This window comes from Microcystis sp. M179S2, assembly GCF_020245805.1.
Lineage (GTDB): Bacteria > Cyanobacteriota > Cyanobacteriia > Cyanobacteriales > Microcystaceae > Microcystis > Microcystis aeruginosa.
Genome location: NZ_JADBUE010000362.1, coordinates 1 through 21,650 on the forward strand (window position 1 = coordinate 1; position 21,650 = coordinate 21,650).

The window sequence follows — 21,650 nt, forward strand, 5'->3', positions numbered from 1 at the left end:
ATATTTATCAGAAAAGTCATGATCAAGCTAGAGGTTTAAAGACTGCTCGGGTTCCAATTATTTTTATTAATAAATATTTTACACAATTCATACCAGGTAAGCAAGAGGGCTACGCCACTACTACCGAATCATTACCTACCCTATTCCAAGGGCTAATCCAATTAATGCCTATACAATGGGAACAATTATTAAAGGTTCGGGATTAACTATTGAAGAATTTAAAAAACTTTTATAAAACAATCTCAACCCATGAACGAACAACGCACCCAATCCTGTCTAAATTATGATTTTTTTGATTATTTGACTGATTAGGATTTCTCTCGGCTATCATCCCTCAAATCAAAGAGTAAGGGTATTATTTGCCATGAGTCAATATGTTCTACTTCGGATTCAAGTCATTCAGGAAGAATTAGAAGCCTTAAAAAAAATGGTCATTCATCATCAGACTCAAATTAAGGGTTTATGGAAAGATGTTGGGATCAGTGATGACGATTTAGAAGAGGCTAAAAAAGCAGTTTTTCGAGATTAGGTTACACTTCATTTTTATGATAAACGCTATAGTTATCATTAATGATCTTTTTAAGAGTTTAAATCCTTAAAGGGATTGATAACCTGTAAGCTATTATTGATAATTAAACCATCTTGCATATCTTCTGAGTAGAGAATAGTTGCATCGCCTAAAACTGCACTAGCAACAATCAGGCTATCCCAAAATGAAATTAAGTAGCGATCTCGTAATTTCACGGCATACTCAAGCGTTTCGAGGGAGACAGGTAAGATTTCACACCCTTGTGTCAATTCTTCAAGTAGATTTTGGATTTGTAAATTATTAAACCCTGCTTTGCGGATTAAATTTGAGCAAACCTCATTGACAACTTGTGTACTAATCATCAAGTTTTCTTGATTCGTAATATTTGTAGCTATTTGTTGCTTAGGGATGGCATTAGGATCGCTACAATTAACAATGAAGCGATACAGCCAAATATTAGAATCAATAAAGAAGGGTTGAGATTCACCAGCGTTCATTGGCTTCTTCTCTGGTAAGAGGATGGAAATCTTCAATTTTAATCGGATTTGCTGTTAACTGGGCGATTATACTCGTTTCTGACCATTTTTGGGGAGTAAGCTGGGAAGTTGAATTGGATGCTATAGTGAGTTTAACGCACTGTCCTTCATTGAGTTGGAGATTACTAAGAGGACGTAAAACGCCATTTTCAAAGACGGCTTCACAGGTTTGTTGCGGCATAACTCAATCCTTAATTCTAAATTACTCTTATTTTAACCGATGAATCAACAACGCACCCAATCCCGTCTAAACTATGATTTTTTTGATTATTTGATTAACTAGGATTTTTCTCGGCTATGATCTCTGGGATATAATTGTAATAATCGCGCCATAACCCTAACAATCATAGTCCTCATTCAATCATTCAAATCACAGTACAGACGATTATTTGATTAACTAGGATTTTTCTCGGCTATGATCTCTGGGATATAATTGTAATAATCGCGCCATAACCCTAACAATCATCGTCCTCATTCAATCATAATCCTAACAATCATAGTCCTCATTCAATCATTCAAATCACAGTACAGACGATTGTTTGATTGACTATTATTTTTTTCGGCTATCGTCCCTGTGATAGAATTCTGATAATCTCCCCATTCAATCCCCTACCCCGACCAATGCTTGGGCTATGCTAGAATGGTGATAAAAGCATAGAATCCTATGGTTCTTCGTTACTTGGTATGGTTCGATAGGGTGGCATAAATCGACTAAATCTTTATCTGGCAAGAGATTTAATTGATTAGTTCGCTCTGGATCGAAAACAGTTGACAAAAATCGCAGCAACACCTGTCTCTATAAGGGTTTCATTCCTTATAACCCCGTCCATTGCATAAGACAAACCGAAGAACCAATCCTATGTAGTTTAATTAGTTGAAACTGAATCGAAGAAAGTTATGTTAACAGAGATCAATATTGGCACTTTCATAAAAAGCGATCCCAAAATTCATGGAGGTTGTCCTATTATCGCGGGAACTGCTGTTACTGTACGAAGAATAGTGATCTGGTATAAGTTAGGATATAGTCCTGAAGAAATTGCCGATGAAATCCCTCATCTTTCTTTGGCACAAGTTTATGCCGCTCTAACTTACTATCATACTAACAAAGAAACAATAGAAGCAGAAATTATAGCCGAAGCCGCCGAAGCAGATCGCATTGAAGCATTACAATAATAGTTTTGCCCAAATTTTTATTAAGGACGGGATGATCTTAAAAATATGCAATATCAAGTCAATCTCAAGCAATCAGAAGAGGGATATGCTGTTTGGTGTCCTAGTTTACCTGGCTGTGCTTCTCAAGGGATAACTAAAGAAGAAGCACTCAATAATATTCAAGATGCAATTCAGTCTTATTTAGAAGTTGCTGCGGAGTTGAATCAAGGGATCGAATCTTATTATGTAGAAGTTGAATTAAATCATGCCTAGTCTTCCTGGAATTAATCATCAACGAGCAATTAAAGCGTTTGAAAAAGCAGGATTTCAGATTGTTCGACAGGGTAAGCATATTACCATGACTGATGGACAACATATTCTCACTATTCCAAGGGCTAATCCAATCAATGCTTATACAATGGGAACAATTATTAAAGGTTCTGGATTAACTATTGAAGAATTTAAAAAACTTTTATAAAAAAAATTAACCCATGAACGAACAACGCACCCAATACCGTCTAAACTATGATTTTTTTTGATTGTTTGATTGACTAGGATTGTTTTTGGCTCTCATCCCTGGGATATAATTGTAATAATCGCGCCATAACCCTAACAATCATAGTCCTCATTCAATTATGTTCAATTTTTTACGGAATGGCGAATCAAGGTGTTGTAGTTCTGGTAAGTTTCGTGGTTTAGAAGTGATAAGGAGTCTAAATTATGTTTGAACGGTTTACAGAGAAAGCGATTAAGGTAATTATGTTAGCGCAGGAGGAAGCGCGTCGCTTGGGGCATAATTTTGTAGGAGCGGAGTTTATATTTTTAGGGTTAATCGGTGAAGCGACAGGAATTGCGTCGCAAGTTTTAAGACAGCAGGGAATAACGCTAAAAAATGCTCGGATTGAAGTTGAAAAAATTCTAGGAAGGGGTTCAGGAATGATTACTATAGAACTTCCCTTTACAGAGTCTGCAAAACTCGTTTTAAACAGTGCATTATCATTTGCTGATAAATTAGGGAGTGAATCTATTGATACAGAGCATTTACTCATTGGAATTATTCAAGAGGGGGAAAGTACAGCAATAATTTTACAAAACTTACGGGTGAATCCGCAAGATTTAACTGTTTCTTTGAGTCAGTATATTCAGCAGCAACCCTCTAATCAGTTACCTCAAACTGTTTATGTGCTGCTTTACAATGTGGGAACAGACAATGAGGGTATTCATACTATAAGTGTAGATGATAATCACAAAATATTACTGTTTGAGTCTCAAGAAGATGCGGCTACTTTCGCACGACGATTAGGGGAGCAGAATTTTCTTGTACCGAGTGTTGAAGCAATAGAAGCTGAGGAGATTTTATTGTTTTGTAAGAACTCAGGTGATGATTGGGAATTTGTAGCGCAAGGAACAAATAGAATTCCTCCTTCTGAAAATCAAACGATAAATCAGCAAAATACTTTTGTAGATCAATCATCACAAGAATTAACTCTTAATACTGAAATACCCAACCAACAAGAATATGTAAGATTCTTAATGGAGACATTACAAAAAATCTCTGAAAATCCTAATCCTCAAGTTATTTATCCTTTCTGGGCGCAAAATCTTGATAAACTGGATGATAATTTAGCGGGCATTCTAGACATTTGGGTGAGAGAGACATTAACGCAAGTCACGCGAGAACAGACCCATTCTATCGCTGTTGTTATTGTCTATTTCAGTGAATTAATCCAACAATTTCCCCTCGGTAACATCGCCGCCAACAAAGAAGTTGCTATCACGGGTTATGAAATAGCCTTAAATATCTTCACTTTTGACGCATTTCCCCAAGAATGGGCAGCGATACAGAATAATCTCGGTGCTGCTTACACTAACAAAATCAGAGGGGATAAAGCTGAGAATTTAGAAAGGGCGATCGCCTTTTACAATGAAGCCTTGAAAGTGAGAACTTTTGACGCTTTTCCTCAAGATTGGGCAGCGACACAGTATAATCTCGCTGCTGCTTACAGTGACAGAATCAGAGGGGAGAAATCCGACAATTTAGAAAGGGCGATCGCCTTTTACAATGAAGCCTTGAAAGTGATAACTTTTGACGCTTTTCCTCAAGATTGGGCAGCGACACAGTATAATCTCGCTGCTGCTTACAGTGACAGAATCAGAGGGGAGAAAGCCGACAATTTAGAAAGGGCGATCACCGCTTACCATGAAGCCTTGAAAGTTTTTACTTTTGACGCATTTCCTCAAAATTGGGCAAGGACACAGAATAATCTCGCCATTGCTTACTTTTACAGAATCAGAGGGGAGAAAGCTGAGAATTTAGAAAGGGCGATCGCTGCTTACAATGAAGCCTTGAAAGTGAGGACTTTTGACGCATTTCCCCAAGATTGGGCAACGACACAGAATAATCTCGCTAATGCTTACTATTCCAGAATCAGAGGGGAGAAAGCCGAGAATTTAGAAAGGGCGATCACTGCTTACAATGAAGCCTTGAAAGTGAGGACTTTTGACGCATTTCCTCAAGAATGGGCAATGACACAAAATAATCTCGCTAATGCTTACACTAACAGAATTAGAGGGGAGAAATCCGACAATTTAGAAAGGGCGATCGCTGCTTACAATGAAGCCTTGAAAGTGAGGACTTTTGACGCATTTCCCCAAGAATGGGCAACTACACAGAATAATCTCGCTAATGCTTACAGGGACAGAATCAGAGAGGAGAAAGCCGACAATTTAGAAAAAGCGATCACTGCTTACCATGAAGCATTGAAAGTGTTGACTTTTGACGCATTTCCCCAAGAATGGGCAATGACACAAAATAATCTCGCTAATGCTTACAGTGAAAGAATCAGAGGGGAGAAAGCTGAGAATTTAGAAAGGGCGATCACCGCTTTGCATCAAGCCTTGAAAGTGAGAACTTTTGACGCATTTCCCCAAGAATGGGCAATGACACAGTATAATCTCGCCACTGCTTACTTTTACAGAATCAGAGGGGAGAAAGCTGAGAATTTAGAAAAAGTGATTGCATCCTATCAGAATGCTTTAACAATCCGCACAAAAGACGCTGCTCCTCTTGATTGTTTACTAACTGCCCGTAATTTAGCCAATTTACACTACGATGAAAAGCAATGGCAATCCGCCACAGAAGCCTATCATATCGCCATTGAAGCTGTCGAAAATGCCCGATTAGAAGCACTTAACCCCCAAAATCGCCAAGAAACCCTCTCTAATGCTATTGATGTATTCCATCGCATTGTATTGGCGCATCTTAACCTCAATCAACCTGAGAAAGCTTTAGAATATATCGAACGCAGCAAGGGGCGTAACCTGGTGGAATTAATGACTCAGAAAAATCTACAACCGCAAGGCGTTAGTCAACAAATTAAGGTTCAATTAGATGAATTAAAGCAAAGAGTGGTTAATGAACAAATTCGTTTACAACATCAAAGTATTAACCATAATTCAATGCGTAGTGATAACCTAACTCCCTACGTTCAAGATCATAGTCATCTGAAAGAATATCAACAAGACTTAGATGATTTTATTGCAAGAGAAATTAAAGATCCTCTCTTTAGCCTCACTCAAAAAGTTGAGCCGATCCCATTTACAGAGATTCAGGCTTTAACTGATGCCGAAACTTGTCTGCTACAATGGTACATTACATTCGAGAAAATACTCGCTTTTGTCGTGTCTGCTGATGGAGAGGTTAAAGTTTGGCAATCTTCCGAAAATGATAAAAATCAATTCTTGGATACATTCAATAATTATCGACAGCTTTACTACTCCAAAAATGGCAAGCAAGAATGGAAAAATCAACTGTCTAACCTCTTACAGACTTTTGCTGATATTCTGCATATTAATGATATTCTTGCCCTCATTCCCGATACTTGTCAACGGTTAATTATTATTCCCCATTTGTTTCTGCATATTCTCCCTATTCACGCTTTCCCGATTAACAAAAACCAAATTTTACAGGATAAATACAATATACAATATGCCCCTAGTTGTCAAATCTTGCAAAAAATCTCCCAAACTTTTCACCATTCCGACTTTAATAAACTGTTCGCCATCCAAAACCCCACCAAAGACTTATTTTACACTGACTTAGAAGTTAATATCCTCTCAACTTTCTTTACTGAACCTCAAGTTATCGCCCAAGATAACGCCACTAAAAACGCTGTTCTTCCCCATCTCAAATCCTCAGATAACCACTGTTATCATTTCTCCTGTCATGGAGGCTTTAACCCAGCTAATCCCCTTGAATCCGCCTTATTCTTAGCCAATAAAGAATCCTTAACATTAGGCGAAATCTTTGAACTGCGCTTGAATAAATGTCGCCTTGTCACCCTTTCTGCCTGCGAAACTGGCTTAATTGATTTAAACTCTATCAGCGATGAATATATCGGTTTACCCAGTGGTTTTCTGTTTGCAGGAAGTCCCAGTGTTGTCAGTAGTTTATGGACAGTTAATGACCTGTCAACCTCCTTCTTGATGATTAAATTATATGAGATTTTATTTGATGAGAATCAGCAAGTTTCTGTACCAGTTGCTTTAAAACAAGCTCAAAACTGGTTACAGAATTTAACCGTTAAAGAGGCTGAGAAAAATTTAGAAAGCCAAACCTTTCAACAAGCGTTAATTCAACTACAAAAAACCCTTTCAAAAAAAGAGTTATTTGAATTAGAAGATGCGATCGCAGTGAGGCAAACTAAATGGAAAACAATGTCTCCAGAGGACAAACCCTTCAATAATCCTTTTTATTGGGCTGCATTTATCGCTTCAGGTGTTTAAATCAGGATTATTTAACTTTCTGGATTCGACTTGTCCGTATTACAAAACTCAGCTAAGGAAACTTTAACAATATAACCAGCGCAAGGAGTAGCAACTGCCACTAAAACTGGATTACCTGCCGTTATTAATGCACCAATTATACCCCCAATTAAATCAGGAGCTAAACCTTCCTTAAACTTTGCATCACAAACCACCTGACGCGCTTGCTTTAACGCAGATTCCCAAGTGATTCCCGCTCTCACATCTTCAATGTCGGCTCGACGCGCTAAGATACGAGCAGCTTGTTCTAGATCCCCTTCACAACGCTCAATCACATCAATATCTCCTAATGCTTTAGAATCTTCTGCCAATTCAGCGCGAAACTGGGCAATTTCTTCAGGAGTAACTTTAGTTGATTCAATATCCATAGGTTATTCTTATTTACAGACAATACTAATTGTATAGTTTCTATTTTGCTATCTATCGATAGTTTTTCATAGAAAGTGTTAATCTAACTGGTTACTGATAACTGAAAAGGTTCTTAATTCCCTACCATTGTGATAATTACTGTCATTTAAACCACGACAAAGTTAACTAATTTGCCCGGGACAACAATCACTTTTTTGATTTCCTTACCCTCTAAATAACGTTGGGCGATTTCTGATTCCAGGGCGAGGGTTTCTAGGGTGCTTTTATCGGCACTAGCGGGAACTTGTATCGTGCCTCTGGTTTTTCCCAAAATTTGGATGACAAGGGTAATCTCGTCCACAATCAGGGCAGTAGGATCAACTTTTGGCCAGGGTTGCAGGTGAATTGATTGGCTATGGCCTAAAGCTTGCCATAATTCTTCGCTAAGATGGGGAGCAAAAAGGGAAAGTAAGATTAATAAGGTTTCGATTCCTTCCCGATAAATGGGGGATTCAAAACACTTATTATCCCCTAAAGCGTTACTGAGTTTCATCAATTCGGAAATGGCGGTATTAAATTGATAATCCCCTTCTAAATCCTCGGAGATTTCTTTAATAGCGGTGTGAATTGCCCGTCTTAAATCTTTGTCAGTTTTCGAGAAAGTCTCTATTTTTTTGACTTGCTTGGGTTTATTTTCAATATATTCGCTGACTAAACGCCACACCCGATTAAGAAAGCGAAATTGTCCTTCTACCCCCGCATCATCCCACTGTAAATCTTTTTCTGGGGGTGCGGTAAAAAGTATAAACATTCGGGCAGTATCGGCCCCGTATTTTTCCAGGACTTTCAGAGGATCAACGCCGTTATATTTCGACTTAGACATTTTTTCAAAGAAGAAAGATAGAACTTCCCCCGTGTCTTTATCGCAATATTTATCCTCTTTATAGATAACATTTTCTGCGGGGACATATTTGCCAGTTTCGGGATTTTTGTAGGTTAATCCCTGTACCATTCCCTGGGTTAACAGACGGTTAAAAGGTTCATCGACATTAACTAAACCTCGGTCTCTTAAAACTTTGGTAAAGAAACGAGAATAGAGTAAATGTAGGATAGCGTGTTCGATTCCTCCGACGTATTGATCCACGGGCATCCAATCATTAACCTTCTCAAATTGAAAGGGTATATCTTCATTTTTAGCATCGGTATAACGGAGGAAATACCAACTAGAATCGATGAAAGTATCCATGGTGTCCGTTTCCCGTTTTGCGGGAGTTCCACAGCGAGGACAATCCACATTTACCCAGTCTTCTAATTTGGCTAAAGGAGAAGCACCTCGACCGCTAAATTCGACATTTTCCGGTAAAGTAACGGGTAAATTATCGATAGGTACTGGTACGGTTCCACAGTTAGGACAGTGGATAACTGGAATCGGACAACCCCAATATCTTTGACGGGAAATTAACCAATCCCGGAGGCGATATTGTATTCTAGCTTTGCCGTAACCTTGGGCAGTGGCATAATCAATAATAGCGGTTTTTCCTTCTTGGGAATTCAGTCCATTAAATTGAGCGGAATTAATCATAATTCCCGCTTCTGTATAGGCCTCTTTTAACTCAATTTCGCCACTTTCTGGAGTAATAACTATCTTAATTGGCAGGTTATTTTCCTGAGCGAATTTAAAATCGCGACTGTCGTGAGCCGGGACTCCCATCACTGCCCCCGTCCCGTATTCGTAGAGGACATAATCAGCAATTAAAATCGGAATTTCTTCACCGGTAAAAGGATTAATTGCCATTCCTCCGGTTTTAATACCGCGTTTGGGTTTATCTTCGGCGGTTCTTTCTAATTCGCTTTCGCTGGCTATCTCTTGAATAAAAGTTTCTACGGCCGATTTTTGTTCGGGAGTGGTAACTTGTAAAGTTAAGGGATGTTCGGGAGCAAGTACCACATAAGTGACTCCATAAACCGTATCGGGACGAGTGGTAAAAACGGCAATTTTTTCTGTGGAGTTAACAAGAGGAAATTCTAAATAAGCACCTACCGATTTACCAATCCAGTTGGCCTGCATGGTTTTAACCCGTTCTGGCCAACCGGTAAGCTTATCTAAATCAGTGAGTAATTGTTCGGCATAATCGGTGATTTTTAGGAACCATTGCCGGAGTAATTTTCTTTCTACTTTAGCACCCGATCGCCAAGATTTTCCTTCACTATCTACCTGTTCATTGGCCAAGACAGTTTGATCGATAGGATCCCAATTCACTGCCGCTTCTTTTTGGTAGGCTAATCCTGATTCAAAAAACTGTAAAAATAGCCATTGGGTCCAACGATAATATTCCGGGGAACAGGTGGCAACTTCTCTTTCCCAATCGATAGATAATCCTAACTGTTGTAATTGCCGTTTCATCTGGGCAATATTTTGGTCTGTCCATTTTGCCGGAGGAACTCCCCTTTCAATGGCGGCATTTTCTGCCGGTAATCCAAAAGCATCCCACCCCATGGGATGCAGCACGCGATAACCCTGCATTCTTTTCAGACGGGCAATCACATCGGTGATAGTATAGTTGCGAACGTGACCCATGTGCAGGTTGCCCGATGGATAGGGGAACATGGAGAGGGCGTAAAATTTCGGTTTATCGGCGTTTTCTGGGGTTTTGTCCAATCCCATTTGCTGCCAAATCTTCTGCCATTTCTGTTCGATTTCTGCGGGGTTGTACGGCACTGGGGTCTTTTCTCCTGAGTTGTATCTATCCCTCCCATTTTACAGCAGCCGGCTGAGGGCGATTGCCAGTCTTGGAGTTATCCACCCTAGCAAAAACCCTCTGGGTTTTAGTGGTTAATTTTCCCGGGGAATATTAAACCTCTTGCATAATTAACTTTTGAGGGTTCAAAAACCTCAAAAATAAGGATTAAATCGCATAAAATCTGTAAATAGACCATTTAACTGATTATTATTCATTCTTAATTCTCCTGACTACTGACTACTGGCTACTGACTCCTAACCCTAACAACAATTTTTGATTTTTACAAGAGGTTAACAGCCGTTCGACTTCACCCAATAGTTACTTGACTGGTATCGACGCCGGTTGCCCCATGGACTTTACTGGCAATTGCAACCATTTTATTTAAAGTCGCCTGATGGGAAACCTTGCCTTTTAGTACAACTTTACCACCAGTTTGAGCGACCCACAATTTGTCTTCATCAGCTAAATCCGGTGTCTCGTCAAAAGCTAAAACTACTCGTTTAGCTAGGCCGCTTTCGTCGTATTTTCCATCTAATCCGACTCTTTCGGGGGGAATACCCGCAGCAGCGGCTTTCCCCGCAATCGCACTAGCGGCATCGGCCGGTTTATCTAAGCCAAAAATTCTTTTTAACCAATCCATTGCTAACACTCCTGATTGAGTTCTAAAACCCCAATTTCTTTAACAGAGATTTGGTGGAAACGATGTGTCGATCTAATCCTAAACGATCAGGACTGACTCCCACCGCTAAAGCGACTAATTGGGAAAAATGTAACACGGGTAAACCTAAACTTCGACCGATCGCTTTTGCCACTTCCGGTTGTCGGGAATCAAGATTAAGATGGCATAAAGGACAAGGGGTGACTAAACAATCGGCCCCCGCTGCCATGGCCTCTAAAATGTGTTTTCCTGCCATTTGGAACGATTGGGTGGTGGCATAACTGGACAGGGGCCAACCACAGCATTGAGTGCGTCCTTGATAATAAATCGGATTTGCTCCCACCACCCGAAAGACATTTTCTAGGGATTCCGGCTGAAAAGGATTATCGTAGGGGAGAGTATCCTGGGCCCGCAGGAGATAACAACCATAAAAACTGGCACAATTTAAGCCTGATAAGGGACGAACCACCTTGGCCGCCAGATTATCTAAGCCATAATCGCCGACAATTGCCCAGAGTAGGTGCTTAACCGTCGTCGTACCTTGGTAGGGGGAACAATGTTCTTTCTGTAAATAATTATTAACTTCCTCAACATAATTGGGATTATTATGCTTTGCTTCCTTCAAGCGCTCATCCACATGACCGATCACTCCTTGACAGGTGCTACAGTGAGTCAACAGGGGTAAATTGAGGGCTTCCGCTAGGGCAATATTGCGCGCATTGACGGCATCTTCCAAGAGTTGCGAATCTTCCTTATAGGTTCCCGAACCACAACAGGCAGCTTTTTTGAGTTCGACTAAATTAATCCCCAAAGCTTCCGTCAGGGCTGCCGTGGATAAATATAGTTCCCGACAGGCACCTTGGGCGACACAACCGGGAAAATAAGCATACTGGAGATTTTTGACTGTCATGGATTCTAGGAAATTACTACTCATTACCTATCTACCATCTTGGCCCCCTTCCCCTCTGTCATCACTAAAGTCATGGAATTTCTTAATAGACAGCCTTTTGTGAGCTGCTCCCAACAAGTGTATGCTAGTTTGCCCCCCGAAATAATATCCAAAAACGAGGAGAGCCATCTCAACAGTATAATGCCTCTCCTTGAGAAAAATTGTTGTTTTGAGGAGTCGATAATGTAAATGGCAATCTGTCCGGTCAAGAGGTGATTTACCGGTAGAATTGAGAGTGCAGCCGAGAAATTGCGGCCAGAAACCCTATTTTGTCGGCTTAGGCCGCTTGGGGGAGGGTGATGACAGCATCAAAGTCAGCACGGCTAGGAAAAATCGAGAGAACCCGATCGAGTTGGGTTAATTCAAAGATAATCTTGACTGAAGGTGGAATAGAACAGATATTGAAGGATTTTTCTTGACTTTGAGCCAGACGAAAGGCAGTAACTAAAGCCATTAATCCAGCGCTGTCGAGGAATTCCACCCTACTCATATCCACGAGAAAAGTGATAGAGCGACTCTGGTTAACCAGATTGGTGAGCTGCTCTTGAAATTCTAGGACGTTAGCGGCGGTAATATAGCCGTTTGGCTCAAATAGAGCAATTTCCGGGACTTTTACAGGACTTTTCATGGCTGGGCTTTGAAATTCATAAATGAACCTTTTAACTGGAGATCAGATACCGCTATTATGTCCTAACTTTCTGATTTTGCAACCCCGGTCTTGATAAATTTCCTCTCTCCTGAAAAGATTAATCTTTTCTTAATCTTTCCCCTGTGGGAAGGAACCACTTTTAGGTTAACCTGATGATCCGGGGAGTCAAGAGGAACAGTGATCAAGGCTTATTAGGGCGAATACCAGGGGAAAGTCGTTAGGTTTAAGCTCTAATCCCGAATGACTGATGATGAACCAGCATTATACTGGTATTTTTGCTGAAATAAAGTAAAGCAGGATACAGAAACTAGATTTATTGAACTAGAGTAAGGAAATTGTGGATACCCAGCCGACTATCCGCCAATTAGTGGAACAAGCCCTATATTATCGTCAAATCACGCCAGAAATCGAAAACGGAATTAATGAACTCCTCGCTCGTCTTGGCTACGTTTCCGATGTGGATTACGAGGCCCTAGAGTTACTCATGGATGAAATGGACGAGGGCCGGATTAATCTCGTTCCCCGTCGGTAACTTCAGTTATCAGTGGTGAGTTTTCAGTTCACTGATGGCCTTTCGGTTCCTGTTATGCAATGGACGGGGTTATAAGGGATGAAACCATTATATAGAAAGACATTTAGCGATCACCCGATCAAACCGAACCTAGGCGTTGGGTTTCATGCTTCAACCCAACCTACGTTCATCTTATATTTAATTCCACCCACCTACTTAGCGATCACCCGATCGAACCAGACCAAGTAACGAAGAACCTCACTGATTACTGTTTACTGTTTACTGATTACTGATGACTGAACAATCCCCCAAAACCCAATTTCCCTAAATTTCCCCAAATTAATATAATTGACTTCAGGCTTTCTCTTAACCTGATTTTTTCCATGATTCCTTTAACTCTTAATCTCTTGCAAGGTTCCGTTACTTTTCGTTTCAGTCCCAGTGCTGCTCTGGATTTGCAAAGGGAAATTAATATTTTACTCGATCACCTGAAAGCGATCGCCAGTAATGCCGCTAGTGGGGGTAAACCCCAACCCCAAAAACCGCTGGAATATCAGCACACTGGTGATGTGTTTCTGGAAGTGTTTTGTAATCCCAATATTTATCCGAGTCCTTTTTCGGCTAAAGTTTTGTTAACGGTTCGTGACGATCGCCTACGCTTAACCACAGAAGCAGAATTAACCCGTGTAATCGAGGATTTAGAGCGTTATATCGACCAAAATAGTTAGAATCGGGGGATTTTTGGGGTTTCGACCTTTCCTTGTCGTCCCACCTCTCCCCATCTGATTATTCTTCTCTAGCTTGCCATGTTACCGACCGATTTATTGATTTCCCGTCAAAATGGCGAGACAATTATTCCCAAACGCTTACCGATCGCTCCTGATTATCTGATGATCGCTCAAGAACAAATCACCTGTTTTCAGGAAAGTATCGGTCAAACTAAGGGAGAATTAAGCCAAAAACTCCTAATCTTGGAGGGAGACAGTCCCGATTATAAAATTAAACGGGGATTTGCTCACCTATTAACCAATCATTTTGCCACCTTTGAGATTATTAGTCCCTTAGAACCGCAGGAATTAAGAAAAAGAGTTTTTGAACAAGCGGCTAACTTTGTTCCTATTCCCCAAAATCGATCGCTAATTCTTCAAACAATTGCCCAGCAACTCAGCCAAGAATTAAATCAAGAAATTTTTCCAGTAGCTCTAGAAAAAGGACTCTATGCTGATTTAGCAGAGAATAAAATTCTCACTCAATTTGATGCTCCCACCCCCGAAAACTTAATTCATCGTTTTAACCTCTCGCAAATTCAAGGTATTTTTTATCGGGCCAGTTATTTAATCATCAACGTCCACCGCAACGATCCGGGGGAATATAAATATCTCTTTCGCTATCTAAAACTATTTCGTTTAATGACTTATATCGAAGGGGATGCCGACACGGGATTTACTATTACTATCGATGGTCCCACCAGTTTATTTAAAGCTAACAGTCGTTATGGCATTGAAATCGCTAAATTAATTCCTGCCTTACTCCATGTTACTCACTGGAATCTGAAGGCACAATTACAGTATAAAGATTCCTATACAGGAACTATTAAAAAACAACAGTTCAATTTAGAGGATAACTGTGGTCTGGTGTCCCACTATTCCCCAGGTAAACCCTACGATAGTATGTTAGAGGAATCTTTCGCTAAACGTTGGTTACAGTTAAAAACTGAATGGCAACTAGAAAGGGAAGTGGATTTAGTGCCTTTACCCGGAGGAGTGATGATTCCCGATTTCCGTTTAGTGCATCCCGATGGTCGCGTTTTTCTCCTCGAAATTGTTGGTTATTGGCGACCAGAATACCTACAAAAGAAATTTTTACAGGTTAAATCGGCCCAAGCAAATAATCTAATTTTAGCCGTATCGGAACGGTTAAATCTAGAAAAAGCCGGAGTTAAATTTCAAAATCTACCCGCTCAGGTTATCTGGTTTAAAGATAAATTATCACCCCAAGCAGTGTTAGAAGTTTTAAGTTAAAGGTTTAGGAAGCTAAAAGCGGAAGTATGGTTTGATACTCCCGCTTTGGTTTAATCACACTAGGTTAACCTTTTTGCTCAAGACCGGACAATGAGTACTACATCATTGAGCAATGGTAGGATTGATGGACACTTTCACCACTTTATTTTTTTCTTCTTCCGCTTTCGGGAGAGTGAGATTGAGAATGCCATCTTTGTATTCAGCAGTCACGTTATTGTTATCAACCCGAACCGGTAGAGGAATAACCCGATGAAATTTACCATAACGGAACTCAGTGCGGGTAAATCCTTCTTCTTCGGTTTTAATTTCCGATTTTCTTTCACCATTAACGGTCAGACTATCGGCTGTTACTTCCACGTTGAGGTCTTTGGCTTCCATACCAGGTATTTCCAGTTTAAGCTGAACGGCCTCTGGCGTTTCGGTAATTTCCGCCGCCGGGATGAAGGATAACCCCATTTTTTCGCCATTGCCCACATCAGTCGGTACAAGACGGTCAAACAAGCGATTCATTTCTTTCTGTAGGCTTTCTACTTCTCTGAAAGGTTCCCAACGTATAAGTGCCATATAAGTCACCTCCGAAGTTTTCTTAACGCTAGAGATGTTGGTTTATCTCTACCCTCTTATGATAGATAAAAGATTCTCTGACCGGGGTAGGGTTTTCGGTATTGAGTTTTTCCAGATTCCCGTACTATCTCCTATACTAGAGCTAGGTGAAAAAGTTTTTCCCGGGGAAGTGGGGGGTTTTCTCGGTGAACAGTAATCAGTGAACTGATAACTGATAACTCAAATCTGATAACTCAAATCTGATAACTGACTCCTAACCCCACCAACAAACTTATTCAGCAAACCCTAATTATCTACTGATGAATAATTAAACTTTCTAAACTGGTTTGTAAATCTTGGGTTAATTGGGCTACGGCCGAGCGTCGATCGCTTTTATAATCAGCATAGCGCTCGGATACAGAAATAGGTTTACCAATAGTTATTATCGCTTTTTGTTGACCAATTTGGGGACGAAAAAAGGGATTACCTCCCTTAATTCTTGTCACTAAATCCCAGAGTAATAAAATTGTCTCGGCAAATCTTTCTACGGTGGGTTTTTCTTTGACATAATAACCGGTTACTGAGACGAAACTTTCGACAATTCTCATGTGCCACATTTTTAAATTAGCTTCATCGGCCAGGCGATCAGCTAATCCTAATTCAAGGGGAGAAATAGAATGAGTGGGTTTTAATTCTTGGCGATAAATGCGTTCCCATCCTGCTTGTTCTAAACGACGACAGCGATCGATTACATTACCATTAGGAGAAACATTAAAATACTTTTCTACGGTTTGGAGGGCCACATCTAATAAATTGGCTAAACGTTTGGCTAGGGTTTCATTTGGATCATCACCATTGGCAGGTACTACAGGCAAAGATTGATAGTAGAAATCTCGATAAAAATCCTCCATTAAGGATAATAATCTTTCTCCTAACCGAAAAAGACGCTCGTATAAAACCTTTTCTTCTCGGGATGAATTCGGGGTGGGTTCTAAACCGCTATCGTTTTCTAAATTAGTTAAAATTTGCTCGATTTCTTGCCACACTGGAGTCAGATAAAAATACTGAATACCAATAGGTAAAATAATTACTTCTTGCTGTTGTTTAGCTTTTTTGACATCATCCACCCCCCAAAAAGCTAATTGAGAAATACCCGGTTCAATTGCGCTAACAAGCTCATTATGTCCGTTAGTTGCCCCTTCCGGAGCAGCGGCTAAAGGATAATCTCCTTCTAATAATAAACGACGAGCCGAACGCAATCCGATTAAATCGGCTTTTCCCCGTTGAATTGGTGTGCCACCTAATTTAGAATATAACCATCCTACCCTTTCTCCAGCCCATAAAGGAATCCCTCGATCATACATAAAATGAGCGTGAATTGGCTTGTTTAATTTTATTCCTAACTCTTCTGCTTTTTTGGGTACTAATTTCCACAAAAGATAGGCCATACAGTAGGGATCGTTAATACTGGGATGACGGAAAGCAAGCAGTAAACGGACTTTTTTCTCTTGACTTTTTTGATAAAATGTGATTAAAGTTTCTAGATTGGCAGCGGAAATTTCTCTTAAGTTGGTTTGAGTTTGTAACCAAAGAGGTAAAAAGATTTGACATCCCTTTAAAAGCAAGGGATTAAGGTCAGGGGGGATAAATTCGAGGGGAGGTTGCGCGCCCAAAGATAGATTAGACATATAAGTATAAGTAGTCGTGCCAAATAAATTTCCTAGTTGAGACAGTTATCAGTTATCAGTTATCAGTTATCAGCTTCTGAAGGCAAGAGGCAACAGGCACTCGTGCAAAAGACAGAATCTGACAATTCTCCTACCTAAAAAGAAGGTTAGAAACTAAGCACATCAAAGCTTTTAGCTTAACCAATTAGGTCTTAGATTCGACCCTTGTTATCAGTTATCAGATTTGAGTTTTCAGTTCACTGTTTACTGTTTACTGTTTAAGGAAGAATAAAAGAAAACTCTGATCAATAATTACCCACTGGTCAAAAGATAATCACAGCAGCAAACAGGTGTCGAGCTAGATTTCAAATACACTGAGATTGCAGGATCCCTCAACCGTGAAAGGAGAAATTAACCGACTTTAAGCGAGGAGGAACACCAGTATTTTACCTCCTCACCTAAACAAATACAGCTATACTATAGCTCTATCCCCATTTCTCGCAAACGAGCCGCCAGCTGTTGAGAACGCTGTCTTTCCGCTTCCAGAGCTTGCTGAGTAGCATTTAATTGCTCCTGTGCTGCGGCCGCTTGCTCCTGTGCTGCGGCCGCTTGCTCCTGTGCTGCGGCCGCTTGCTCCTGTGCTGCGGCCGCTTGCTCCTGTGCTGCAGCCGCTTGCTCCTGTGCTGCAGCCGCTTGCTCCTGTGCCGCGGCCGCTTGCTCCTGTGCCGCGGCCGCTTGCTCCTGGGCTGCTTCTTCTGGCAAGGGGATTAAATTGCCTTCCGAGTCATAAAATCTCGCCCAAATTGCCGTTTCTCGGTCAATAGTCCCCTCCCAAGTTCCCAACCAATAGCCTAAGGTTTCGCACCATAACCAGCCGCGCTCGTTTCGTTCTAAAGAATGGTAGCGTTGGTCTGCTCCTAAATGCCATCCTTGTAAAGAATTGGCATCAAAAGGATCGTAGATGAAATAATCTGGTGTGCGGAAGGTTCCCTCATAAATGGCTTTTTTTCGCACTTTATCGGTTCTTGCGGTACTAGGAGAGGTTAATTCCACGATAACGTCAGGATAACGTCCCTCTTCTTCCCAAATTACCCAACCCTGTCGCTCTCTGCTGCCATCGACATTGAGGACAGCGAAGAAATCGGGCCCGCGAAAATCGCGATTTTTCGCCTGTTCGCGGCTGAAATAAATAAACATATTGCCACCCGTGTAGAAGTCGTCTCGCTCACCGTAACCTTCCTGTAGGGAGCGAATCAGTACATTCATGGCAATGCGGTGTCGGTTGCTTTCCAAGGGTTCACCATCATCAAAAATTAAGTCTGTGGGGGGTGGGGGGGGTTCCCAGAAGTCCTCGAAATCTTCTTCTATCAGTGCCGGAGAGGTGGCAGTTTCGTCGCTTTTGGCAATCGTCATTTTTTCGGCCTCTCTAGGTGGGAGTATCCATGTTTTTGCTGATTATTGATCCTATGTTACATCAGAATTTAGGAGTGAGGAGATAGATGTTAGGAGTTGAGAAAATTATCTCCGCTTAACAATGATCAAAACTTTTCTTCCGGGTGCGTTATACTGGGCTAACACACCCGACTAATACTAAATCCGTTGAGTATAGGCTACATATCAGGAGAGGCAATAGGCACTCTTGCAATAGGCAAAAGGAGCAATAGATAATCAGTTTTTAATAACCAGATTTAGTATAATATCCTTAAGCTAACCAAAAAACTTGGCTTTATCTTTAACTAATTTTGTCCCGATTCCGGCGGCAATGACCTCAGAGAGAATGCTAATTAAACGATAGATAGCAACGGTGATAAGTACGTTAGCGGCGGGAAAGTTTTCTGTGTCTAAAAGTGCGATCACTGTAGCTTCAAAAACTCCTAATCCTCCCGGCGCTCCGGGGACAACTAAACCCAATAACCAAGCAAAACTAAAGGTTCCTAAGAGGGGTAAAATCTGAGCGGGGGTAATCATTTTTAATACCATCCAAGCTAAAATAAAACCCGCACCGCGCCACAATAAAAATCCAGTTTCACCCAAGAGAGGGACGAGAGGATATTTAGTTAGATAAACAGGTTCTTGAGCAATCTTTTTCTTTTGGCTAAGGATTTTCAGAGGATAATTTAAAAATTTGGGATGAATGCCGATTAAAATTAATCCTAAAACTAATATCTGTATCCCTAGACTTGAGCTAGATTTCATCCAACCTAAACCACTACCAATAACTGCTATGGCTAAGGCTGCACACACCAGCAATAAAAGTTCTAATAAAACGCTTAAACTAGCGGTTCCCCAATCACTTCCTGCTTTATTAATTGCCACGATGCGAGCATAAAAGTGACCGATATTACCGGGTAGATATTTTCCTAAATTGGTAATCATATAGATGCCAATTCCCTCGGAAGTTTTAATCGGTTGTTGATAGCTTTTGAGTATCCATGTCCACACCCATCCTGCCCAAATTTGAGCGATAACAGTGGTTACAAGTGCCAAGAAAAGAAATAACCAACCATGATTTTCAATTCTAACTGAGGTGACGTTATCCCAGTTATTTTTAAGGTTACTGAGAACAAAAAATAAGGTTCCCCCAATAATCAGCCAACGTAGAAACTTTTTCAGCATTTCGTTTTTTCCTTTATTCATTTTCTGGAGGGAACCAATCGAGATCAAGGCGATTTTCTAAACTGTAGGGACATTCCCCAGGAAAACTAACTTGATTATCGGTTTTTTCTCTAACATAATTTAAAGCTTTCTGGTAAATACGAGGTAATTCTTGAGTGAGATAATTGCGGGGATTAGTAGTTAAATAAGTGTCGATCTGGTTTTTGAAATTGACGATTTCTGAACGCCAATGACTACGATTATATTCTCTTTCACTTGTCCAAAATTGTAATAATAAACAATCTCTAATAATTTGCTCTAATAAACTGGCAACACGAAACTTTTTTTCGTTTCCCAAGTCTTCTAATTCCTCGATTAAGTTTTCTAAGTCTAAAGCGTCAAATCTCTTCGCTTTTAAGAGTTCGATAGTTTCTTCCAACCAGAGGGAATCATCAATTTCGTAGAGAGTTTTTAAGTCGGGAATAACAGTCATTATCATCTCCTTTATTCGTAAGGTGGTAGCCAATTAGGATCGAGAAGTTCTTCTAAACTGTAGGGACAAGTATTAGGGAAAGTAACTTGATTTTTTGTCTTTTTCCGCACCAAGAAAACTGCATCTTCATAAATATTAGTTAATTCATTTTGTAAATAATTACGGAGATTGGTGGTTAAGCGTCTTTTTAGCTGAATTTGAAAGTTGACTATTTCTAACTCCCAGTGATCCTGATTATATGCTCTTTCCTCTGTCCAAAACTGTAGGAGTAAACAATGTCTAATAATTTGCTGTAAAAAACTAGCAACACGAAACTTTTTTTCGTTTCCCAAGTCTTCTAATTCCTCGATTAAGTTTTCTAAATCTAAAGCGTCAAATCTCTTCGCTTTTAAGAGTTCGATAGTTTCTTCCAACCAGAGGGAATCATCAATCTCGTAGAGAGTTTTTAAGTCGGGAATAACAGTCATTATCATCTCCTTTATTCGTAAGGTGGTAGCCAATTGGGATCGAGAAGTTCTTCTAAACTGTAGGGACAAGTATCGGGAAAGTTGACTTTATTATCGGTTTTTTGACGAACATATCGCACGGACTCAAAGTAAATTTGCTCAAATTCCTGTTCTAGATATTTACGAAGATTTGTGGTTAAATAACGTTTTAGTTTATCTTTAAAACTAACTATCTCTGCTTGCCAATGAGCTTGATTATATTTTCTTTCACTTGTCCAAAATTGTAATAATAAACAATGTCTAATAATTTGCTGTAAAAAACTAGCAACACGAAACTTTTTCTCGTTTCCCAAGTCTTCTAACTCCTCGATCAAGTTTTCTAAATCTAAAGCGTCAAATTTTTTCGCCTTGAGCAGTTCAATGGTTTCTTCTAACCAGAGAGAATCATCAATTTCGTAGAGAGTTTTTAAGTCGGGAATAACAGTCATTTTTTATCTCCTTTATTTGTAAGGTGGTAGCCAATTAGGAGCGAGCAGTTCTGCTAAACTGTAGGGACAAGTATCGGGAAAGTTGACTTTATTATCGGTTTTTTGACGAAGATAGCGAAGGGCTTTTTCATAAATAGTTGCCAAATTATGTTCTAGATAATTTCTTAAATTAGTCGTCAAATAAGTATTAAGTTCATCTTTAAAATTGATAATTTCTGAACGCCAATGAGCTTGATTATATTCTCTCTCGCTTATCCAAAATTGTAATAATAAACAATGTCTGATAATTTGCTGTAAAAAACCAGCAACACGAAACTTCTTCTCGTTTCCCAAGTCTTCTAACTCCTCGATCAAGTTTTCTAAGTCTAGCGCTTCAAAATTTTTAGCCTTGAGCAGTTCGATAGTTTCTTCTAACCAGAGAGAATCATCAATTTCGTAGAGAGTTTTTAAGTCTAGAATAACAGTCATTTTTTATTTCCCCTAGAATTGGCAATAGTGAC

At 40.1% G+C, this 21,650-nt stretch carries 23 protein-coding genes and 1 pseudogene; 9 read left to right on the forward strand and 15 right to left on the reverse strand.

The annotated features are described in order from the left end of the window. Positions 1 to 142: 142 nt before the first annotated feature. Both IM500_RS24895 and IM500_RS22585 read left to right on the forward strand, forming a co-directional pair. Positions 143 to 235 (forward strand): annotated as a pseudogene (locus IM500_RS24895) (type II toxin-antitoxin system HicA family toxin); the annotation flags it as partial. A 129-nt stretch (positions 236 to 364) separates the two neighbouring features. Further along, positions 365 to 529: a hypothetical protein gene (locus IM500_RS22585; RefSeq protein ID WP_174236767.1), complete on the forward strand. Its 165-nt coding sequence runs from the start codon at positions 365 to 367 to the stop codon at positions 527 to 529. A 50-nt stretch (positions 530 to 579) separates the two neighbouring features. On the opposite strand, the gene IM500_RS22590 is transcribed toward IM500_RS22585, so the two are convergent. After that, positions 580 to 1,026 (reverse strand): PIN domain-containing protein, encoded by a 447-nt coding sequence (locus tag IM500_RS22590; protein ID WP_287672443.1) that lies wholly within the window; start codon positions 1,024 to 1,026, stop codon positions 580 to 582. Then, positions 1,013 to 1,246, reverse strand: a complete 234-nt coding sequence (locus IM500_RS22595; protein WP_287739580.1) for an antitoxin family protein — start codon at positions 1,244 to 1,246, stop codon at positions 1,013 to 1,015. Before IM500_RS22595 ends, IM500_RS22590 begins: the two co-directional genes overlap by 14 nt. Before the next feature lie 716 nt (positions 1,247 to 1,962). Between IM500_RS22595 and IM500_RS22600 the strand changes: the two genes are divergently transcribed. The 4 genes from IM500_RS22600 to IM500_RS22615 all read left to right on the forward strand — a co-directional run bounded on the left by IM500_RS22600 (position 1,963) and on the right by IM500_RS22615 (position 7,002). Beyond that, positions 1,963 to 2,238 carry a DUF433 domain-containing protein gene (locus tag IM500_RS22600; protein ID WP_008203483.1) on the forward strand — a complete coding sequence of 92 codons (276 nt, stop codon included), beginning with the start codon at positions 1,963 to 1,965 and terminating at the stop codon, positions 2,236 to 2,238. A gap of 45 nt (positions 2,239 to 2,283) precedes the next feature. Beyond that, entirely contained in the window at positions 2,284 to 2,490 is a 207-nt protein-coding gene (locus tag IM500_RS22605; protein WP_008203484.1) for a type II toxin-antitoxin system HicB family antitoxin, read from the forward strand. Further along, positions 2,483 to 2,695: a type II toxin-antitoxin system HicA family toxin gene (locus IM500_RS22610; RefSeq protein WP_271950133.1), complete on the forward strand. Its 213-nt coding sequence runs from the start codon at positions 2,483 to 2,485 to the stop codon at positions 2,693 to 2,695. The genes IM500_RS22605 and IM500_RS22610 overlap by 8 nt, the downstream gene beginning before the upstream one ends. A gap of 242 nt (positions 2,696 to 2,937) precedes the next feature. Next, positions 2,938 to 7,002 (forward strand): DUF3110 domain-containing protein, encoded by a 4,065-nt coding sequence (locus IM500_RS22615; RefSeq protein WP_287739581.1) that lies wholly within the window; start codon positions 2,938 to 2,940, stop codon positions 7,000 to 7,002. An 11-nt stretch (positions 7,003 to 7,013) separates the two neighbouring features. Here the strand turns inward: IM500_RS22615 and IM500_RS22620 are convergent, their stop codons facing one another. From IM500_RS22620 to IM500_RS22640, 5 genes are all read right to left on the reverse strand, one after another. Beyond that, positions 7,014 to 7,409, reverse strand: a complete 396-nt coding sequence (locus IM500_RS22620; RefSeq protein WP_287170770.1) for a hypothetical protein — start codon at positions 7,407 to 7,409, stop codon at positions 7,014 to 7,016. A 146-nt stretch (positions 7,410 to 7,555) separates the two neighbouring features. Then, on the reverse strand, positions 7,556 to 10,108 hold the full coding sequence (gene leuS, locus IM500_RS22625; protein ID WP_072926421.1) for a leucine--tRNA ligase: 2,553 nt from the start codon (positions 10,106 to 10,108) through the stop codon (positions 7,556 to 7,558). A 329-nt stretch (positions 10,109 to 10,437) separates the two neighbouring features. Further along, entirely contained in the window at positions 10,438 to 10,770 is a 333-nt protein-coding gene (locus tag IM500_RS22630) for a BON domain-containing protein (RefSeq protein ID WP_149988430.1), read from the reverse strand. Between the two features lie 22 nt (positions 10,771 to 10,792). Next, positions 10,793 to 11,722 carry a CoB--CoM heterodisulfide reductase iron-sulfur subunit B family protein gene (locus tag IM500_RS22635; RefSeq protein WP_149988429.1) on the reverse strand — a complete coding sequence of 310 codons (930 nt, stop codon included), beginning with the start codon at positions 11,720 to 11,722 and terminating at the stop codon, positions 10,793 to 10,795. 292 nt (positions 11,723 to 12,014) lie between these two features. Beyond that, positions 12,015 to 12,365: an STAS domain-containing protein gene (locus IM500_RS22640; protein ID WP_287739582.1), complete on the reverse strand. Its 351-nt coding sequence runs from the start codon at positions 12,363 to 12,365 to the stop codon at positions 12,015 to 12,017. Between the two features lie 358 nt (positions 12,366 to 12,723). Here IM500_RS22640 and IM500_RS22645 point away from each other — a divergent pair, with 358 nt between their 5' ends. The 3 genes from IM500_RS22645 (at position 12,724) to IM500_RS22655 (ending at position 14,918) form a co-directional block, all read left to right on the forward strand. Then, positions 12,724 to 12,918, forward strand: coding sequence for a hypothetical protein (locus IM500_RS22645; RefSeq protein ID WP_002761266.1), 195 nt, complete (start codon positions 12,724 to 12,726; stop codon positions 12,916 to 12,918). Between the two features lie 362 nt (positions 12,919 to 13,280). After that, on the forward strand, positions 13,281 to 13,625 hold the full coding sequence (locus tag IM500_RS22650; RefSeq protein WP_190720652.1) for a hypothetical protein: 345 nt from the start codon (positions 13,281 to 13,283) through the stop codon (positions 13,623 to 13,625). 78 nt (positions 13,626 to 13,703) lie between these two features. Continuing rightward, the gene (locus tag IM500_RS22655) at positions 13,704 to 14,918 is read left to right on the forward strand and encodes a DUF790 family protein (RefSeq protein ID WP_287739583.1); all 1,215 of its coding nucleotides are present in this window, start codon (positions 13,704 to 13,706) and stop codon (positions 14,916 to 14,918) included. Between the two features lie 102 nt (positions 14,919 to 15,020). Here IM500_RS22655 and IM500_RS22660 read toward each other — a convergent pair whose 3' ends face one another. The 8 genes from IM500_RS22660 to IM500_RS22695 all read right to left on the reverse strand — a co-directional run bounded on the left by IM500_RS22660 (position 15,021) and on the right by IM500_RS22695 (position 21,618). Next, on the reverse strand, positions 15,021 to 15,482 hold the full coding sequence (locus IM500_RS22660; RefSeq protein ID WP_190720655.1) for an Hsp20/alpha crystallin family protein: 462 nt from the start codon (positions 15,480 to 15,482) through the stop codon (positions 15,021 to 15,023). A gap of 293 nt (positions 15,483 to 15,775) precedes the next feature. After that, entirely contained in the window at positions 15,776 to 17,149 is a 1,374-nt protein-coding gene (locus tag IM500_RS22665) for a 1-acyl-sn-glycerol-3-phosphate acyltransferase (protein WP_287739584.1), read from the reverse strand. A 456-nt stretch (positions 17,150 to 17,605) separates the two neighbouring features. Next, entirely contained in the window at positions 17,606 to 18,541 is a 936-nt protein-coding gene (locus tag IM500_RS22670) for a Uma2 family endonuclease (protein ID WP_147071828.1), read from the reverse strand. 294 nt (positions 18,542 to 18,835) lie between these two features. Beyond that, positions 18,836 to 19,765, reverse strand: coding sequence for a lysylphosphatidylglycerol synthase transmembrane domain-containing protein (locus IM500_RS22675; RefSeq protein WP_287739585.1), 930 nt, complete (start codon positions 19,763 to 19,765; stop codon positions 18,836 to 18,838). After that, on the reverse strand, positions 19,758 to 20,216 hold the full coding sequence (locus tag IM500_RS22680) for a DUF29 domain-containing protein (RefSeq protein ID WP_287739586.1): 459 nt from the start codon (positions 20,214 to 20,216) through the stop codon (positions 19,758 to 19,760). Before IM500_RS22680 ends, IM500_RS22675 begins: the two co-directional genes overlap by 8 nt. Positions 20,217 to 20,227: 11 nt before the next feature. Continuing rightward, positions 20,228 to 20,683, reverse strand: coding sequence for a DUF29 domain-containing protein (locus IM500_RS22685; RefSeq protein WP_147072334.1), 456 nt, complete (start codon positions 20,681 to 20,683; stop codon positions 20,228 to 20,230). A gap of 11 nt (positions 20,684 to 20,694) precedes the next feature. Beyond that, complete coding sequence (locus IM500_RS22690) at positions 20,695 to 21,150, reverse strand: DUF29 domain-containing protein (protein ID WP_287739587.1); 456 nt, start codon at positions 21,148 to 21,150, stop codon at positions 20,695 to 20,697. A gap of 12 nt (positions 21,151 to 21,162) precedes the next feature. Beyond that, a complete protein-coding gene (locus tag IM500_RS22695) occupies positions 21,163 to 21,618 on the reverse strand; it encodes a DUF29 domain-containing protein (protein ID WP_190718608.1) in 456 nt (151 codons plus the stop codon). Positions 21,619 to 21,650 lie beyond the last annotated feature (32 nt).

Bases quoted from the DNA above. Each gene is read 5' to 3' on its own strand.
- IM500_RS22630 (WP_149988430.1), bottom strand. From the start codon at position 10,770: ATGGATTGGTTAAAAAGAATTTTTGGCTTAGATAAACCGGCCGATGCC.
- IM500_RS22690 (WP_287739587.1), bottom strand. From the start codon at position 21,150: ATGACTGTTATTCCCGACTTAAAAACTCTCTACGAAATTGATGATTCT.
- IM500_RS22695 (WP_190718608.1), bottom strand. From the start codon at position 21,618: ATGACTGTTATTCTAGACTTAAAAACTCTCTACGAAATTGATGATTCT.
- IM500_RS22600 (WP_008203483.1), top strand. From the start codon at position 1,963: ATGTTAACAGAGATCAATATTGGCACTTTCATAAAAAGCGATCCCAAA.
- IM500_RS22655 (WP_287739583.1), top strand. From the start codon at position 13,704: ATGTTACCGACCGATTTATTGATTTCCCGTCAAAATGGCGAGACAATT.
- IM500_RS22615 (WP_287739581.1), top strand. From the start codon at position 2,938: ATGTTTGAACGGTTTACAGAGAAAGCGATTAAGGTAATTATGTTAGCG.
- IM500_RS22590 (WP_287672443.1), bottom strand. From the start codon at position 1,026: ATGAACGCTGGTGAATCTCAACCCTTCTTTATTGATTCTAATATTTGG.
- IM500_RS22685 (WP_147072334.1), bottom strand. From the start codon at position 20,683: ATGACTGTTATTCCCGACTTAAAAACTCTCTACGAGATTGATGATTCC.
- IM500_RS22660 (WP_190720655.1), bottom strand. From the start codon at position 15,482: ATGGCACTTATACGTTGGGAACCTTTCAGAGAAGTAGAAAGCCTACAG.
- IM500_RS22650 (WP_190720652.1), top strand. From the start codon at position 13,281: ATGATTCCTTTAACTCTTAATCTCTTGCAAGGTTCCGTTACTTTTCGT.
- IM500_RS22605 (WP_008203484.1), top strand. From the start codon at position 2,284: ATGCAATATCAAGTCAATCTCAAGCAATCAGAAGAGGGATATGCTGTT.
- IM500_RS22610 (WP_271950133.1), top strand. From the start codon at position 2,483: ATGCCTAGTCTTCCTGGAATTAATCATCAACGAGCAATTAAAGCGTTT.
- IM500_RS22670 (WP_147071828.1), bottom strand. From the start codon at position 18,541: ATGACGATTGCCAAAAGCGACGAAACTGCCACCTCTCCGGCACTGATA.
- IM500_RS22595 (WP_287739580.1), bottom strand. From the start codon at position 1,246: ATGCCGCAACAAACCTGTGAAGCCGTCTTTGAAAATGGCGTTTTACGT.
- IM500_RS22675 (WP_287739585.1), bottom strand. From the start codon at position 19,765: ATGAATAAAGGAAAAAACGAAATGCTGAAAAAGTTTCTACGTTGGCTG.
- IM500_RS22585 (WP_174236767.1), top strand. From the start codon at position 365: ATGAGTCAATATGTTCTACTTCGGATTCAAGTCATTCAGGAAGAATTA.
- IM500_RS22640 (WP_287739582.1), bottom strand. From the start codon at position 12,365: ATGAAAAGTCCTGTAAAAGTCCCGGAAATTGCTCTATTTGAGCCAAAC.
- IM500_RS22665 (WP_287739584.1), bottom strand. From the start codon at position 17,149: ATGTCTAATCTATCTTTGGGCGCGCAACCTCCCCTCGAATTTATCCCC.
- IM500_RS22635 (WP_149988429.1), bottom strand. From the start codon at position 11,722: ATGAGTAGTAATTTCCTAGAATCCATGACAGTCAAAAATCTCCAGTAT.
- IM500_RS22680 (WP_287739586.1), bottom strand. From the start codon at position 20,216: ATGACTGTTATTCCCGACTTAAAAACTCTCTACGAAATTGATGATTCC.
- IM500_RS22620 (WP_287170770.1), bottom strand. From the start codon at position 7,409: ATGGATATTGAATCAACTAAAGTTACTCCTGAAGAAATTGCCCAGTTT.